The organism is Gemmata obscuriglobus, assembly GCF_008065095.1.
Taxonomy (GTDB): domain Bacteria; phylum Planctomycetota; class Planctomycetia; order Gemmatales; family Gemmataceae; genus Gemmata; species Gemmata obscuriglobus.
On record NZ_CP042911.1, the window covers coordinates 4,226,970 to 4,243,120 of the forward strand.

Annotated in this window: 13 protein-coding genes; 8 read left to right on the forward strand and 5 right to left on the reverse strand. The window is 69.1% G+C overall.

Annotation, left to right across the window (positions count from 1 at the left end):
• Nucleotides 1-2: 2 nt before the first annotated feature.
• The 4 genes from GobsT_RS17520 (at nt 3) to GobsT_RS17535 (ending at nt 5,504) form a co-directional block, all read left to right on the forward strand.
• Entirely contained in the window at nt 3-329 is a 327-nt protein-coding gene (locus GobsT_RS17520) for a Rieske (2Fe-2S) protein (RefSeq protein WP_033199467.1), read from the forward strand.
• Nucleotides 326-2,458, forward strand: a complete 2,133-nt coding sequence (locus GobsT_RS17525) for a molybdopterin oxidoreductase family protein (RefSeq protein ID WP_010047237.1) — start codon at nt 326-328, stop codon at nt 2,456-2,458. The genes GobsT_RS17520 and GobsT_RS17525 overlap by 4 nt, the downstream gene beginning before the upstream one ends.
• A 204-nt stretch (nt 2,459-2,662) precedes the next feature.
• Entirely contained in the window at nt 2,663-4,078 is a 1,416-nt protein-coding gene (locus tag GobsT_RS17530) for an FAD-dependent oxidoreductase (protein ID WP_010047239.1), read from the forward strand.
• Between the two features lie 64 nt (nt 4,079-4,142).
• Nucleotides 4,143-5,504, forward strand: coding sequence for an MFS transporter (locus GobsT_RS17535; protein WP_010047242.1), 1,362 nt, complete (start codon nt 4,143-4,145; stop codon nt 5,502-5,504).
• A gap of 54 nt (nt 5,505-5,558) precedes the next feature.
• Here GobsT_RS17535 and GobsT_RS39710 read toward each other — a convergent pair whose 3' ends face one another.
• From GobsT_RS39710 to GobsT_RS17555, 4 genes are all read right to left on the reverse strand, one after another.
• Complete coding sequence (locus tag GobsT_RS39710) at nt 5,559-6,032, reverse strand: hypothetical protein (protein WP_148087778.1); 474 nt, start codon at nt 6,030-6,032, stop codon at nt 5,559-5,561.
• A gap of 276 nt (nt 6,033-6,308) precedes the next feature.
• A complete protein-coding gene (locus tag GobsT_RS17545; RefSeq protein WP_109571035.1) occupies nt 6,309-6,683 on the reverse strand; it encodes a hypothetical protein in 375 nt (124 codons plus the stop codon).
• Between the two features lie 613 nt (nt 6,684-7,296).
• Nucleotides 7,297-7,725, reverse strand: a complete 429-nt coding sequence (locus GobsT_RS17550; RefSeq protein WP_010044099.1) for a response regulator — start codon at nt 7,723-7,725, stop codon at nt 7,297-7,299.
• Nucleotides 7,726-7,882: 157 nt separating this feature from the next.
• Nucleotides 7,883-9,853, reverse strand: coding sequence for a protein kinase domain-containing protein (locus GobsT_RS17555; protein ID WP_010044101.1), 1,971 nt, complete (start codon nt 9,851-9,853; stop codon nt 7,883-7,885).
• Nucleotides 9,854-10,260: 407 nt separating this feature from the next.
• On the opposite strand from GobsT_RS17555, the gene GobsT_RS17560 reads away from it, so the two are divergent.
• The 4 genes from GobsT_RS17560 to GobsT_RS17575 are packed head-to-tail and all read left to right on the forward strand — an operon-like array spanning nt 10,261 to nt 15,304.
• On the forward strand, nt 10,261-10,809 hold the full coding sequence (locus GobsT_RS17560; protein WP_148087779.1) for a hypothetical protein: 549 nt from the start codon (nt 10,261-10,263) through the stop codon (nt 10,807-10,809).
• Between the two features lie 17 nt (nt 10,810-10,826).
• Complete coding sequence (locus tag GobsT_RS17565; RefSeq protein ID WP_010044107.1) at nt 10,827-11,084, forward strand: hypothetical protein; 258 nt, start codon at nt 10,827-10,829, stop codon at nt 11,082-11,084.
• A gap of 7 nt (nt 11,085-11,091) precedes the next feature.
• Nucleotides 11,092-11,766 carry an ABC transporter ATP-binding protein gene (locus GobsT_RS17570; RefSeq protein ID WP_010044108.1) on the forward strand — a complete coding sequence of 225 codons (675 nt, stop codon included), beginning with the start codon at nt 11,092-11,094 and terminating at the stop codon, nt 11,764-11,766.
• 19 nt (nt 11,767-11,785) lie between these two features.
• A complete protein-coding gene (locus GobsT_RS17575; RefSeq protein ID WP_010044110.1) occupies nt 11,786-15,304 on the forward strand; it encodes an ABC transporter permease in 3,519 nt (1,172 codons plus the stop codon).
• A 114-nt stretch (nt 15,305-15,418) separates the two neighbouring features.
• On the opposite strand, the gene GobsT_RS17580 is transcribed toward GobsT_RS17575, so the two are convergent.
• The gene (locus tag GobsT_RS17580) at nt 15,419-16,147 is read right to left on the reverse strand and encodes a hypothetical protein (RefSeq protein ID WP_010044112.1); all 729 of its coding nucleotides are present in this window, start codon (nt 16,145-16,147) and stop codon (nt 15,419-15,421) included.
• Between the last annotated feature and the right edge of the window lie 4 nt (nt 16,148-16,151).

Sequence of the window (16,151 nt, forward strand, 5' to 3'; positions counted from 1 at the left end):
CCGTGACAGCCACAGTGACTCGTGTCGCGCTCTGCACGCTGGACGACTTGCCGACGGGCCTCGGCCGCGCCTTCGAAGTCGGCGGGCGGTCGCTCGCGGTGTTCCGCGGCCGCGAGGGCGAGGTGTTCGCGGTCGACGGGAAGTGCCCGCACAAGGGCGGGCCGCTCGCAGACGGCATGCTGATCGGCACGCAGATCGTGTGCCCGCTCCACGCGTTCCGCTTCGACGGACGCTCCGGCGCGTGCGACCAGGAGAGCGTGTGCCCGACCGGGGCGTACCCGGTCGAGGTGAGCAACGGCCAAGTGTTCATAACGGTACCGCAATCGTGACCGCGCTCCCGCCGATCCCGCTGGCAACGCTGTCGCAGCCGGAGCTGGCGGTGCGGACGCACTGCCCGTACTGCGCGTTCCAGTGCGGCATCCTGATGGGCGAGGACCTCGGCGGCGACCGGCCACGAATCAGCGGGGACCCGCACTTTCCGGTCAACAACGGGCAGTTGTGCGTCAAAGGGTGGTCGTCGGCCGCGCTGCTCGGGCACCCGCAGCGGGTCACCGTGCCGCAGTTGCGCGACGGCCGGGGACGGTGGCGGCCGGCGGAATGGGACGAGGCACTCGACTTCGTTGCAGCGAAGCTCGCTTCGATCCGCGAGCGGTGCGGCGCCGACGCGAACGGGGTGTTCGGGTCCGGCGCGCTGACCAACGAGAAGGCTTACCTCCTCGGGAAGTTCGCCCGGGTCGCGCTGGGCACCGCCAACATCGATTACAACGGCCGGTTCTGCATGGCGAGCGCCGCCGGGGCACAGAACCGGGCGTTCGGGATCGACCGCGGGCTGCCGTTCCCGGTCGCCGACGTGGAGCGGGCCGAGGTGGTGCTGTTGGTCGGGGCGAACACGGCCGACACGCTGCCGCCGATGATGCAGTGGTTCGATAGGCAGCGCGCCAACGGCGGGCGCCTCGTCGTGGCGGACCCACGCCGCACCCCGACGGCCCGGCGCGCGGACCTCTTCCTCCAGGTGACACCGGGCACCGACCTCGCCCTTGCTAACGGTCTGCTCTACATCGCGATCGAAGAGCATATTGTGGACGGGCGGTACATTGCGGACCGTACAAACGGGTTCGCTGCGGCGCGGGCGGTGGTGCTCCAGTATCACCCGGCGCGGGTGGAGCGGCTCACGGGCGTGTCGGAATCGCAGTTGCGCCAGGCGGTCCGCTGGCTGGCGACCGCACGGAGTTCGATGGTGCTGACCGGGCGCGGCACCGAGCAGCACAGCAAGGGCGTGGACAGCGTTCACGCGTGGATCAACCTGATGCTCGCGCTCGGGAAGGTCGGCAAGCCGCACAGCGGGTTCGGCACGCTCACCGGCCAGGGGAACGGACAGGGCGGGCGCGAGCACGGGCAGAAGGCCGACCAGCTCCCCGGGTACCGGCTGATCGAGGTGGACGCGCACCGCGAGGCGGTCGCGAGCGTGTGGGGCGTCGATGCTGCGTCGCTGCCGCGCAAGGGGAAGAGCGCTTACGAACTTCTGGACGTGCTCAGCGGCGAGGTGAAGAGCCTGTTCGTGATGGGCTCGAACGTCGCGGTCGCGGCCCCGAACCTCGCCCGCATCCTGCCGAAGTTACAGGCGCTCGAACTGTTGGTCGTGTGCGATGCGTTCCATAACGAGACGAGCGAACACGCTCACGTTTTTCTCCCCGTTTACCAGTGGGCCGAGGAAGAGGGGACGCTGACCAACCTCGAAGGCCGGGTGATCCGGCGCCGGACGGTCGCCCGGCCGCCCACCGGCCCCCGCAGCGACCTGCGCGTGCTGTACGACCTCGCGCTGCGCCTCGGTGTCGGAGACAAATTCGCGTTCCGCTCGGCGGAGCACGTGTTCGACGAGCTGAAGCGCGCGACCGCCGGCGCCCCGGCCGATTACTCCGGCATCAGTTACGCGAAGATCGAGCGCCAGGACGGGGTGTTCTGGCCGTGCCGGAGCGAGGACGACCCCGGCACGCCGCGGATGTTCACCGAGCGGTTTCATCACCCCGACGGGCGGGCGAATTTCTTCGCGGTCGAGCACCGGGAGGCGGGTGAGGAGCCGAGCGCGGAGTTCCCGCTGTTCTTCACGACCGGGCGCTACAAGGAGCACTACAACTCCGGCGCCCAGACGCGCGGCGTCGGCAAGCTCGCGAACGCGCAACTGCTGCCGCGCCTGGAGATCCACCCGCGACTGGCCCGGCGGCACCGCGTTTCCACCGGCAGCCGTGTTACGGTCGAGAGCCGCCGCGCGAAAGTGGAGTTCGTGGCCGAGGTGACCGCCGACATCCGCCCGGACACGCTGTTCGCGCCGTTCCACTGGGGCGGGCGCCAGGCAGCGAACCTGCTCACGAGCGGCGTGCTTGACCCGACGAGCCGGATGCCCGAGTTCAAGCTCGCCGCGGTTCGCATCGCCAGCGTGCGCGACGGGGCGCAGGGGTAACGCGCGTGGGCGTGCTCTGGTAGTGCAGAGCGTTGCCTTTCCCTGGGACCGCGGGCGGGACGCCCGCTGCGTTGTCGGTCGTGTCGCTTTCGAGAGCGTCGATTTCCGGCCCGCGCCGAATCGCGGCGGGCGGGACGCCCGCGGTCCCAGGAGAAGACTAGCCTGACCCGTGTTTGGCGATAGAACCGATCGAGAGATGAGCCCATGAAGAAGCGCCTCGCGATCGTCGGGAACGGCATGGCCGCCAGCCGGCTGCTCGACGAACTCGTGCGCCGGAACGCCGCCGCGCAGTTCGAGGTTTCGGTCTTCGGCGAAGAGTCGCGCGGCGCGTACAATCGCATTCTGCTCGGCCGGGTGCTGTCGGGCGAGGCACCCGAAGCGATCGCGCTCAAGCCCGCTGAGTGGTACGTGGACCGGGGGGTAACGTTCCACGCCGGGGTGCGGGTCGCCCAGATCGACCCGGTCGGGCGGCGGCTCACCACCAGCACCGGCGACGCCCACCCCTACGACGTGTGCGTGCTGGCGACGGGCAGCTCACCGCTCGTTCCGCCGGTAACGGGACTGAAGAGCGACGACGGCTCCCCGCGCGACGGCGTTCACGTGTTCCGCACGGTCGAAGATTGCATAGCGATTCGCGACCGCGCTAAACCCGGGAGCTGCGCGGTTGTGGTCGGGGGCGGGCTGCTGGGACTGGAGGCCGCCAAGGCACTTGGGGACCTCGGTCTGCGCGTCACGGTACTGCACCTCAACGAGGTGCTCATGAGCGCCCAGCTCGACAAGCACGGCGGCGAACTCCTGCGGCTGGCGCTGGAGAAAACCGGTCTGTTCGTTCGCACCGGCACCACCGCGGACGAGGTCATCGGGAACGGTCACGTCGAGGCCGTGCGGCTGCGCACCGGTGAGGTGGTGCCCGCGGACCTGGTCGTCTTCGCCTGCGGGATTGTGCCCCGGGTGGAGGTCGCGAAGGCGTCCGGGGTTCCCGTCAACCGCGCGGTCCTTGTGAACGACCTGCTCGCGACCCAGGTGCCCGGGGTATACGCGGTCGGCGAGTGCGCCGAGCACAACGGACTGGTGTACGGGCTCGTCCAGCCGATCTGGGAGCAGTGCGCCGTGCTGGCCGATGTCCTCACCGGAACGAACCCGCGCGCCCGCTATCGGGGTTCCAAGATTTATGCGCGGCTCAAGGTGGCCGGCGTCGAAGTCGCCAGCTTCGGCGTGCCGGACGCGCAGCTCCCCACGGACGAGGTGCTCCAGGTGTTCGAGGAGCGGCGGGGCGTGTACCGCAAGCTCATCGTCCGCGACGGCAAACTCGTCGGGGCGATGCTGGTGGGCTGCGCCGAGGCCGCGCCCGCGCTGGTGCAGATGTTCGATCGCGATGAGCCGCTTCCCCAGAACCGCCTGGACGTTCTCGCGACCGGGAACGCCCCGACCGCCGCGACCGAGCGCGAAATCTGTAACTGCAACCACGTGACCGAGGCGGCGCTCGTCGGAGCGATCCGCGACGGCTGTGACACTCTCCCCGCGCTCTGCGAGGCGACCCGGGCCGGTACCGGCTGCGGGTCGTGTCGCGGGCAACTTGTGACGCTCCTGGCGACCCACGCCCCCGTGGCCGCCCGCTGAGCGGGCTTACCGTTCCAAAACCTCTCCGCGAGTCCGTAACCCGAACCCCGCGAGACGTCGTCCAATGACCCCCGACTCACACTCTGCCGCGGCCCCCGCGGCGGGACAACGCGCGCGCGTGCTCACGTTGTCCACGGTCGCTTTCACGCTGCTGTTTGCGGTCTGGCTCATGCTCGGGATGCTGAGCATCAAGATTAAGCCCGAACTCGGGCTGACCGACGGGCAGCTCTACAACCTCACGATCGCCGCGATCCTGTCCGGGGCGCTGTTGCGGTTCCACTTCGGCGTCTGGACCGACCGCTACGGCGGGCGCCGGGTGATGACCGCGCTGATCCTCTTCGCCGTGGTCCCGACGTTTCTGGTCAGCCGTGTGACGAGTTACACGGAACTGCTCATTTGCGCGGTTTTGTACGGCGTGGCCGGTAACTCGTTCTCGGTCGGCATCGCGTGGTGCGCGGCGTGGTTCCCGAAGGAGCGCCAGGGGCTGGCGCTGGGCGTGTTCGGGGCCGGCAACGTGGGCGCGTCGGTGACCAAGCTCGTCGGGCCGATTCTGATCGCCGCGGTGCCGGCGGCGGGGTTCTTTGGCGGTGTGGTGCCGGGCGGGTGGCGGTTCATTCCGGTTGCCTATGCGGGTCTCTTGGTGCTGTTGGCGCTGGCGGTCTGGTTCCTGTCGCCGCGCGAGGACCGGCGCCCGGCGCGGGGGCGGCCCCTCTCCGAACTGATGGCACCGATGAAACACGCCCGCGTGTGGGAGTACAGCCTCCAGTACACCGTTGTGTTCGGCGCGTACGTCGCGCTCTCCGGCGTGCTGCCGCAGTTCTACTACGCGACCTACGGCAAACAACTGGCCGTGAGCTTCCACCTGAACGAACAGCTCGTGAGCGAGTTCGACACCATCAAGGGGCTCAAGGGCGACGCCTACACCGCGCACCTGAACGCGCACCCGGTTGTGAAGGACGACCTGAACACCCTGTCGAAGTGGATCGGGCTCCTGGCGGCGGTGTGCTTCGTGTTCCCCGCGAGCCTGTTGCGGCCGGTGGGCGGGTGGCTGTCCGACAAGTACGGTGCCGCGCGGGTCATGGCGGCGGTGTTCGTCGCCATGCTGGTGGCCGGGCTGGCGCTGGTCCTGCCGTTGGGGCTCGGCGTGTGGGGCTTCACGGGCGCGCTGTTCATGTTGGGGGCGGGGATGGGCGTGGGCAAAGCGAGCGTGTACAAGATGATCCCCGACCACTTCCCGCGCGAAGTCGGCGCGGTGGGCGGGCTCGTGGGGCTGCTCGGGGCGCTGGGCGGGGTGCTGCTGCCGCTGGCCTGGGCGGCAGTGCCGGGCAGCACGTTCGCCGCGTTGCTAACACTGACGATCATTAGCGCGATGTGGTTCGCGGCCGGGCTAGTGCTCGAACGTAAGCCCGCGGCAGTTCCTGCGTAGTTCGGCAAGAGTTTTTGACAGGATTTTAAAGACAGTAAGCGGTTCGGTGGTGTCCTACTTTTGTTGCACGGCGGGATGGGCCAACCATTCAGCGAGTGACCACACGTGATCGGTGAGCCCGGCGGCCATCGCCGGGGTTCGTGCCCGACACCGGCCGCCCTCGCCTTTCACGCGCAGGGTGCGGACGGGCCAGCAGAAGTTGTCGCTGAAGTAACTGAACGCGGTGGCGGCCCGGTGCGTGCCCCGGTCCTTCGAGAACCCGTAGCTGTTCCGCACCTTGCGGCGGCACCGGTTCCGATCGGTCCCGTTGTGCCGCTCCACGAAGCACGTATTCACAACCGTGCTCACCGCCGAATCCAGCCGCGCGGCGGCCACTGCGGCCGCGGTCCCGAGCACCACCCGGGTGCTCACCGACACCACCCGGTTGTTCTCACGCGCCTTGTGCACGGTCGCATACGCGACCGCCGCCGGGAGCACCACCCGAGCCTTCCGCGGGCGCCCCGGTCGCCCGGTCCGTGGTGGGGTCACTAACTGCCCGTATGCCGCGCGGATGGCCGATTCGTACACCGGGTACTCGCCCGTGGTGATGAGCCGCAGGAGCCGGTCCGCCGATGCGCCGATGCGCCGATGCGCCGATGCGCGTCCCGCACCAGCGCGTGTGTCGCCTCCTCGGTTCGCTGGCCCACCACCAGGCTCACCACCAGTCGGTGCTCCGGATCCAGGGCCACGTGGTCCCAGCAGTCCCCACGGCGCCGCTCCTCCGGGGCACCGTTCTTCTCCTCGCGGGCCACGAAGCTCCACTCCTCATCCAGTTGGAGCTCGTTGGTCCGGGGGGGAAAGGGCCACCAACTCGTCGTGGAGTTGCTGGGCCTGCTCGCCGGCCTGACGGATGTACCGGGTGACCGTGTCCCGATGTACCCCGACCAATCGGGCCGTCTTGCGGGTGCCGGATCCCTCCGCCACATGGGCCAGCACCGCGGTCACCGTCTGGGCCGACAACCGGGTGCCGTACAAGGGCGTGCCCTTGCGCTCCGAGAACCGGGCCTTGCAGGTGGAGCACCTCAGCACCCGGGTGTTGCTCGGGCCGTATCGGGCCGGCACCGTTAGGTTCCCGTGCCCCCGCTTCCCGTGGTCCGGACAATCCGCATTCCGGCAACAGAACCGACTCAGATCGTCCATGACCGATCCCAACACGCGCGAGGGAAAAGCACGACCGAACAGTGTAACTACTTACCACGCATCAGTAGCCGCATACAAGACGAACAGGACACCACCGGCTATCTTATGTAAGGCGTTATCGGTAATCACTTTGCACCTCTTTCCTGGGATCATGTTGGGTTTCGATCGAGCCCGCTCGGGTCGCATGCGGGCGCGTAACGGGCGATTTTCGGGGTAGCAGTGAGCCAGCGAAACGCCAGTCCGTCGGTAGCGAATGTCTAGTCAGTGCCCCATCGGTGGGGCCAGCGCGGTACGGACCCATCGTTCACATTGCCTCACTGCCGTTGCCCATCACACGGGCGCACGCGGCCGGTTCGGCGCCGGCGGCACCCGAACGCAGTATCGGCTTGCCGACACCGAGACCCGCTATCCGGCTGATGTCAACGGAAGGTTGGGCGCAACGCCCGGATCACAACAACGCCCGCCGAACGGGCGCGGTTCTCTGAATGGTGGGAATGTGACGGTCGGTGTGCTTGTCTGGATTTGCGGTTGTGGCTTGCCACGTGTGATCGCTGTCTGCTGAACGGGTGGGCCGTTGCGGATCGGTTTGCACCCGTCGCGGCCGGGGGGCGCGTCAGGCGGCCTCGTCGGCCGCAAGTGTTGTGCGGACGCGCTCGATCAATTGGACCAACGAGAACGGCTTTTCGAGCAACACGGTCCCGGGGGGAAGGGGGCACGGGGCCAGGCCGGGGCTGCCCGGGAACGCGGACATGAACAGTACCGGCAACTCGGGCCGGGCGGCGCGCACCCGGGCGGCCAGCTCGACGCCGGTCGCCAGCGGCATGACCACGTCCGTCAGCAGCATGTCGAACGCCAGCGGGTCGGCTTCGAACAGGTCGCCGGCGGCGCGGCCGTTCGGGGCCGTGCTGACCCGGAAGTTGGCCTGCTCCAGCACAATACGGACGAACTCGCGGACTGCGTCGTCGTCCTCGGCAACGAGGATCGCGCGCCGGTCTGGTGGGTGAGGTTGGGCGATACGCTGGGAGGTGTCGTGCGACATCATGCACCCGAACCGTGTTGCGCTGGGGGCGCCCAAGGGTTACGAGTCGAGACGTCCGGCTCGATGAACATCGTATGAGAGAAGAGCATCATTCAGCAACACACATTTTGCACGACCGGCCCGCGCCCGCGCCGTGCGGGCTGGAATAATCGGAACGACGTTAGCAATACTCCCCGAGTATCGCGGCCACGCTCGCGGCGTCCGGGTACCGGGCGGCCGGGTCCTTCCGCAACAGCCTCAGGATCACCTCCTCGAACCAGTCCGGCACGGCGGCCCGCACCAGGCTGGGCCGCAGCGGCTCGCTGCCGCACACGGCGTTGAACACCGCCGCCACCGTCTGCCCGGGGAAGGGCACCTTGCCGGTTACCATGTGATACATGACCCCGCCCAGCCCGAACAGGTCGGAGCGGGAGTCCGCCTCCTCCCCCTGGACCGTTTCGGGGGCCATGAAGAACGGGGTGCCGATCAGCGCGCCGTCGGCGGTCATTTTGGCGTCGTCGGCGATCCGGGCGAGGCCGAAGTCGGTGATCTTGGCGCGCCCGGTGTCGTCCTCCAGCAGGATGTTGGCGGGCTTGATGTCGCGGTGGATGACCCCCTTGGCGTGGGCGGCCGCCAGCCCCGACGCGATCTGCCGGGCCACGTTCACCGCCAGCAGGACGGGCAGCGGCCCGTGCTGCTCGACCCGCGCCTCCAGGCAGCTGCCCCGGACGTACTCCATGGCGAGGTAGGTGACCCCGGCCGCCTCGCGCACCGCGTAGATGCCGACCGCGTTCTCGTGCTGGATCGAGGCCGCGACCCGGGCCTCGCGGGCGAACCGGGCGCGTGCGCTCGCGCTGGCGGTCAGCTCCGGGGCCAGCACCTTGATCGCCACGAACCGGTGCAGGCTCGGCTCGAACGCCTTGAACACCACCCCCATCGCCCCGCGCCCGAGCAGGCTGCGCAGCTCGTACCCGCCGAGCCGGCACCCGCACTCGGGCAACTTCTTGGCGAACTCGGGCCGGAAATCGGGGAGCCCCTTCACGTCGCAGTGGGTGGGCGGGGGCGTCGAGTCGTCCGGGAGGGCCTGGGTCCGGGCCGTGGACCGGCTCGGCGGGGGCGCCGGCGTGCGGTGGGACGCGGACGGGCCGCTCATCCGGGTGCGGCTGGTCTCGACCGTCAGGTTCACCAGCTCCTGCGCGCCGGCCGCGAGCACGGTCGCGTAGTCCGGGCACTGGCCGATGTCCTGGTTCAGCACCGAGGCGAACGCCTCGATCTTGGGGGCCACGCTCTGGAGGAACGCGACCAGGGCGGTGCGGGGCAGGTGGAACCGCTCCTTGGCGGTCATCATCACCCGCGCCAGCAGGTCCGGGTTCTGGGCCACCCGGTCGAGGTGGACCATGTAGTTGGAGAACTGGAGCAGCTCGGCCCGGTTCTGCTGCACCTTCGACGCGGCGGTCGCCAGCTCGGGCTGGTGGTGGTAGCGGATCGGCTCGACGATGTCGGCCGGGAGCTTCCACTGCTGGAGGATCTCGGCGGTCACGTCGGCGTGGTCGATGCCGAACGAGGCGACCTCGGCCCCGCACGGGTCCTCGACCAGCCCCTCCCCGTAGTACGCGACGTGCCGCAGCCACGCGTCCGGGAACATCTGCCGCAGGAGCAGCTCGCCGAGGTCGCGGAGCAGGCCCGCGACCAGGTCGTCGTCGGGGCTCGACCGGCGGGTGAGGACGGCCAGCTCGCGGGCGATGATGGCCCCGCCGACCGACGACATCCAGTAGTCGCGGGTCATCTGGTCGGCACCGCGGCCCACCTTCACGGCGGGCAGCGACAGCCCGAGGGCGAGCGAGCGCACGGTGTTGAGGCCGAGCACGTGGACCGCGCGGGCGACCGACGCGATCGGCTGCTTGAGCCCGTAGATGCACGAGTTCACGGCCCGCAGGAGCTTGCCGCACAGGGCCGAATCGAGGGCCAGGAGGGCGACGATCTCGGACGGCTCGCAGTCCGATTTGGAGGCCGCGTTCACCACCTGGAGCGCGACCGCCGGCGCGGTGGGCAGCCGGGTCGGGTCGAGGACCGCGGCCAGTACCTCGTTCCGGCCGGCGCGGTGGCGCGGCGGTAGCGGGTTGAGTGGGGGCGTGGAAATAGATGCCGACACCGGACCATCCTTGTGAATTTGCGCCCGTGACTACGCTGCGGAAGGAAGGATAGCACCGAAGCGTGCGTCACGAATGCGCCCCCGTCAAGCGTGCGACGGGCCTCGACGGCCCCGGGCCCGTCGCGCCGGCCGTGAGTTCGCGGGCCACCGAACGGATTCGCGCGGGCCAAGAACGGCTCACCAGGCGCTGGCGCGGCGCGGGCCTTGTTGAGCCGTGGCGGGCGCGACGGCATAATATCCCCGGCGCCGTGCGTGGTGGGGCGAGTGTGTTGCGCGAGTGCGGCGGGTTGCCATCGAGCCCGCTCCCAACGCCGCGGGCCGTGTTCGGAGCCGCGGTACACCGGCTGATCGCCACCGCAGCTAGTAAGCGATTCGTGGAGCGGCACAACGGGACCGATCGGAACGAAATGCCCTCTAACTCCCTGTTGCGCTGGCAGACGGACCGCGTTCCGCGGTTGAACGCGCTCGACGCGCAGGTGGCGTCCGGCCCGCCGTCCGCTCTCGCGGACGAAAACCTGCGCGCCCTCGTGGCGATGCTGTGCGCGCACTTTCAGGGATTTTGTCGAGACTTGTATAGCGAGTCCGTCGAGTCCGTCGTGCGCACCTTTCCGCCCGGCATGGGGTTAGTGGCGCGAACGCAGTTCATGGCACAAATCGGCCTCGGCACGGGCAACCCGACGCTCCAGACGCTCGTCCGCGACTTCGACCGTTTTGGCGTGGGCGTGCGGGCCGCGCTGGACGCCGACCCTGCGAACGCGGTGCGCCTGAATCACCTCGCGCTGCTGAACCAGTGGCGCAACTTCGTGGTGCATCACGGGGTCACGGCGCCTCCCGGCCCGGCGCTTGCGCCGGCACTCCCTCAAGTGTGGCAGGTCTCGTGCGGCGGACTGGCGGCGGAACTGGACCGCATCATGTATGATTACCTCCAGGCACTGCTCGGCACCCCGCCCTGGTGACCGCCGGAGGGTGAGCCATGTCGGCTGAAACCATCGACCAGACGCGCCCGCCCCGGCTCGGGGATCGTGTCCAGTTACGTACATTCACCGGCCTGCGGGGCCGGATCATCGAGTTCCGCGGCCCGATCGGTCACAAAGGCCGCGAACTGTTCGGCATCGAACTGATCTACCCCGACCACACGGAGTACACCGAGGCGGCGCGAGACGATCTCGTGTACCTCGACGACGGGAACGACCCCGAGCACCCGAACCCGCCCGCCCCCGCCACGGAATGACCACACGATGTCACTCGTCGTTGATAACGTCTCGAAAGAGTACGCCACCCGTGCCACCCCGCTGTCGGTGCTGCGCGGGGCCTCGCTCCGGCTCGACCGCGGCGACGCGATCGCCGTGATGGGGCCCTCCGGGTCCGGGAAGAGCACGCTGCTCCACATCCTCGGGACCCTCGACCGGCCCACCGGCGGGACGGTGGCGCTCGACGGCACCGACCCCTTCGCGCTCCCCGAAGCCGAACTGAGCACGTTTCGGAACTCGAAGATCGGGTTCGTGTTCCAGGACCACCACCTGCTGCCGCAGTGCTCGGTGCTGGAGAACGTCCTCATCCCCACGCTGGTGAACAAAACCACCGGCCCGGCGGAAACCGAAGCCTACGCCCGGCAACTGCTCGACCGCGTCGGGCTGGGGGCGCGGCTCGACCACCGCCCCGCGGAACTGTCCGGCGGCGAGCGCCAGCGGGTGGCGGTCGCGCGGGCGCTCGTACTCAAACCGACCCTCCTGCTCGCCGACGAGCCGACCGGCAACCTCGACCGCACCAGCGCCCACGCGGTCGGCGAGCTGCTGCTCGAACTGCACCGGCAGGAGCGCACGGTGCTGGTCGTGGTGACGCACAGCGCCGACCTGGCGAAGCTGTTCCCGCGCCGGTTCGAGATGAACGACGGCGCGCTCCAACCCGCCTGACACACTCACCGGCGCACTCATGCTCAGCTTCTCCGGGTTGGTCCTTCGGAACCTCGTGTACCACGCGCGCGGGAACCTCGCCGTGCTGCTCGGGGTCGCGGTCGGGTCGGCCGTGTTCACCGGGGCGCTGCTCGTCGGCGACTCGCTCCGCGGCTCCCTCCGCGACCGCGTCGAGCGGCAGTTGGGCGGCGTCGATTCGGTCGCATTCTTCCCGCGCCCCGTGCGCGCGGGCATCGCGGACGGAATGCCCGGGACCGTCAAACCGGTCCTCCTCGTGCCGGGGGCCGTCCAGGCGAGCGGCGACCCGGCCACCGCCCCGTACCTCGGGAAGGTCACGGTGCTCGGGATCGATCCGCGTTCGGCCCCGGTCGGCGTGTCCGAGGTGGATTGGGCCAGCGACATACGCCGAAACCGATCGACCAACACGTTCCCGCCCGTGATCCTTTCGCACCGCGTTGCGGAGAAGCTGAACGCGAAAACCGGTGACACCGTCACGTTGAGCGCGGAACGGTTCTCGGACCTGCCGCGCTCCTCCTCGCTCGCGAAGCGCAGTACCGACGATGTCACGACGGCGGAGCAATTTACCGTCGCGGCGGTGCTGCCCCCGGAGGCACCGGAAAACGACTTCAACCTGACCCCGAACCCGGCCGCGCCGCTGAACGTGTTCGTTCCGGTGCGCACGCTCGCGCGGATGGTCACCGGGGACGCGGAGCCGGTCGCAACGGTCCTGCTGGCGAGCGGCGCGCCTCACGACGCCCTCAACGCCGCGCTCAAGGAACGTCTCCGGCCTGAAGACTACGGGCTGAAGTTCCGCGAGGTCGCCCGCCGGCTCGGGCGCGGCGGCTACCTGAGTGTCGAATCGGCGGAACTCATTCTTCCGCCAAAGGTATCAGACGCGGTACGGGCGGCGGCTCAGGCCGTCGGCGCCCGCGCCGAGCCGACGGTGGTGTACGTGGCGGACACGCTCGCCGTGGGCGACAAGCAGATCCCGTACCCGATCGTCGCGGGTCTGAACACCACCGCACCTTCGCCCCTCAGTCCGCACGAACTGGCCCCCATCCCGACACCGTCACTCGCCGACGACGAGGTGGAACTGCTCACGTGGCCCGGGTCCGAACTGAACAGGCTGCCGCGGGGCACGAAGGTGAAGCTCGTCTACTTCGATCCCGAAGTCGAGGGCGAGGGGCTGAAGCGTGAGGCGGAACTGACGCTCAGCGGGTACATCCCCCTCTCCGGACCGGCGCGCGACAAAGACCTGACGCCCGAAATTAAGGGCGTGACCGACGACCGCGCGAACCTGTTCGACTGGGACCGCCCGCCGGTGCTGCCCGGCGCCGAGATCAAGCGGCGCGTGCCCGAGAAGCCGACCCCGCACCCGCGCGGCACGTTCTTCAACCAGAACAAGGCCGTGCCGATGGCCTACCTGAACCTCGCCACCGCCCGGAAGCTGTTCCGCAGCCGGTACGGCACCGACACGTCGGTTCGAGTGGCGCCGGCGAACAACGAGCCGCTCGACAAGTTCAGCGAACGGCTTCAATCCGAGCTGCCCAAGCACCTCGACCCCGATTCCGCGGGCCTGGTGTTCGATCCCGTGCGCGCCCGCCTTCTCACCGCGAGTAAGGGGGGCACGGACTTCGGCGGGCTGTTCCTCGGGTTCAGCCTGTTCCTCATCGCGGCGGCGCTGATGCTGGTGGGGCTACTGTTCCGGCTCTCCATCGACCGCCGGGCGAAGGAAGTGGGGCTCCTGCTCGCGACCGGGTTCGCGGTCAAGCACGTTCGGCGGTTGCTCCTGGCGGAGGGGCTACTCGTAGCGGTGCTGGGCGCCGCGCTCGGGCTTATCGCGGGGGTGGCGTACAACCGATTGCTGCTCGTGGTGCTGCTCGACTTGTGGCCCGATCAGGGCGTCAAGGCGTACTTCCAACCGCACGCCACGCCCCTCAGCTTCGCCCTCGGGTTCGGAATCACGGTGCTGATGGCCCTCGCCGCGCAATGGTGGAGCGTTCGCGGGCTTGTTAGGATCGCGCCGCCGGCTCTCCTCCGCGGTGAAACGGCACTGCCCGCCGGCTCGACGGCCGGTATCGGGCTCGTCACGAAAATCGTCACAATCGGTGGATTGGTCGTCGGCATCGCGCTGATCGCGGCCGGCGGTACGGTCAGCAACCCCGACTTCCGCGCGATGACGTTTTTCGGCGGCGGCGGGTTGCTCCTCACCGCGGCGCTGGCGGCTGTACGGTGGTGGATGCGCCGCACCCGACACGCGGTCGTGAACGGCCGGGGGCTGTCCGCGCTCGCTAAGCTGGGAACCCGCAACGCGGCCCGGAATCCGGCCCGCAGCCTGTTAACTGCGGCGCTGCTGGCATCGGCGGCGTTCCTGCTGGTCGCAGTCGAGAGCTTCCGCCGCACGCCCGAAAGCGACTTCCTCGACAAGAGCGGCGGGAGCGGCGGGTTCAACCTCCTGGCCGAAGCGGACGTGCCGCTGTTCCAGCCGTTCGACAGCGGGCTCGGCCGCGCCGATCTGGAGAAGCAACTCCAGAAGGCCTACGCGCCGTCGGGTACTGACCCCGACGCACCACCGGCCACCGACGCGTATCGCACAGCGAAAGCGGACCTGAGCGCCGGTCTGGAAGAGGTGTTCCCATTGCGGCTGCGCGGCGGCGACGACGCGAGCTGCATGAACCTGTTCCAGGCGGCCCGGCCCCGTGTGCTGGGTGTGCCGGAAGCGCTGATCGCTCGCGGCGGGTTCAAGTTCTACATGACCGAAGCGGCGTCTGCCGAGGAGAAAGCGAACCCGTGGCTACTGCTCGCGAAGCCGGCACCCAACGACGCGGTCCCGGTGTTCTGCGAGAACAACACCGCGCAGTGGATGCTCAAGAAAGCGATAGGGGACGAGTTCACGATGCCCGGCGACGACGGCGCCGAGGTGCGCTTTCGGATCGTGGGGACGCTCGTGGACAGCCCGTTCCAGAGCGAAGTGATTACGAGCGACGCGGCGTTCGTGAAAGCGTTCCCCAAGCAAACCGGCTACCGTGCGTTCCTGATCCGCACCCCGGCGGACAAGCAAACCGCGGTCGCGCGGGCGCTGGAAATCGGGTTCCGGGCGAACGGGCTCGCCGCAACGCCGACACGGGACAAGGTGGCGTCGTTCCAGGCGGTCATCGGCGCGTACCTCTCGACGTTCCAATTGCTCGGCGGCTTCGGGCTACTACTCGGGGTACTGGGGCTCGCGGTGGTGGTACTGCGCGGGGTGTGGGAGCGTTTGGGTGAACTCGCCTTATTGCGGGCCGTCGGTTACCGCACGCGGGCTCTCCAGTTCCTTGTAATCGTTGAAAACGGGCTGCTGTTGCTCGTCGGCCTGGGGGCGGGCGTGCTGACCGCGCTGGCCTCGGTCGCCCCGCACGTGCTGAGCGGGGCCGCGATCCCGTGGGTGCGCCTCGGACTGATGCTCGGGGCCGTACTGGTGGCAGGACTGACGGTTGCGACGGTCGCAACGGCCGGGGTGCTGCGGGTGCCGGTTATCCCCGCGCTGCGGCGAGAGTGATGGCGAGGGCTTCACTCCTCCCACAACTCAGAGCTGTGGCGGAGTGAAGAGTTTTGACAGGATCAACAGGATACACAGGATCAAAGAAAGACTAAGCGAACCGCTGGCGGTGTCCTACTTTTGTTGCACGACCGGGAACGCCAGCCACTCTTGCAACGACCACACGTGATCGGTGAGCCCGGCGGCCATCGCCGTGGTTCGTGCCCGATACCGGCCGCCCTCGCCTTTCACGCGCAGGGTGCGGACGGGCCAGCAGAAGTTGTCGCTGAAGTAACTGAACGCGGTGGCGGCCCGGTGCGTGCCCCGGTCCTTCGAGAACCCGTAGCTGTTCCGCACCTTGCGGCGGCACCGGTTCCGATCGGTCCCGTTGTGCCGCTCCACGAAGCACGTATTCACAACCGTGCTCACCGCCGAATCCAGCCGCGCGGCGGCCACTGCGGCCGCGGTCCCGAGCACCACCCGGGTGCTCACCGACACCACCCGGTTGTTCTCACGCGCCTTGTGCACGGTCGCATACGCGACCGCCGCCGGGAGCACCACCCGAGCCTTCCGCGGGCGCCCCGGTCGCCCGGTCCGTGGTGGGGTCACCAACTGCCCGTATGCCGCGCGGATGGCCGATTCGTACACCGGGTACTCGCCCGTGGTGATGAGCCGCAGGAGCCGGTCCGCCGATGCGCCGGTCCGCCGATGCGCGTCCCGCACCAGCGCGTGTGTCGCCTCCTCGGTTCGCTGGCCCACCACCAGGCTCACCACCAGTCGGTGCTCCGGATCCAGGGCCACGTGGTCCCAGCAGTCCCCACGGCGCCGCTCCTCCGGGGCACCGTTCTTCTCCTCGCGGGCCACGAAG

Bases quoted from the DNA above. Each gene is read 5' to 3' on its own strand.
- GobsT_RS17530 (WP_010047239.1), top strand. From the start codon at position 2,663: ATGAAGAAGCGCCTCGCGATCGTCGGGAACGGCATGGCCGCCAGCCGG.
- GobsT_RS17535 (WP_010047242.1), top strand. From the start codon at position 4,143: ATGACCCCCGACTCACACTCTGCCGCGGCCCCCGCGGCGGGACAACGC.
- GobsT_RS17545 (WP_109571035.1), bottom strand. From the start codon at position 6,683: ATGGACGATCTGAGTCGGTTCTGTTGCCGGAATGCGGATTGTCCGGAC.
- GobsT_RS17550 (WP_010044099.1), bottom strand. From the start codon at position 7,725: ATGATGTCGCACGACACCTCCCAGCGTATCGCCCAACCTCACCCACCA.
- GobsT_RS17560 (WP_148087779.1), top strand. From the start codon at position 10,261: ATGCCCTCTAACTCCCTGTTGCGCTGGCAGACGGACCGCGTTCCGCGG.
- GobsT_RS17565 (WP_010044107.1), top strand. From the start codon at position 10,827: ATGTCGGCTGAAACCATCGACCAGACGCGCCCGCCCCGGCTCGGGGAT.
- GobsT_RS17570 (WP_010044108.1), top strand. From the start codon at position 11,092: ATGTCACTCGTCGTTGATAACGTCTCGAAAGAGTACGCCACCCGTGCC.
- GobsT_RS17575 (WP_010044110.1), top strand. From the start codon at position 11,786: ATGCTCAGCTTCTCCGGGTTGGTCCTTCGGAACCTCGTGTACCACGCG.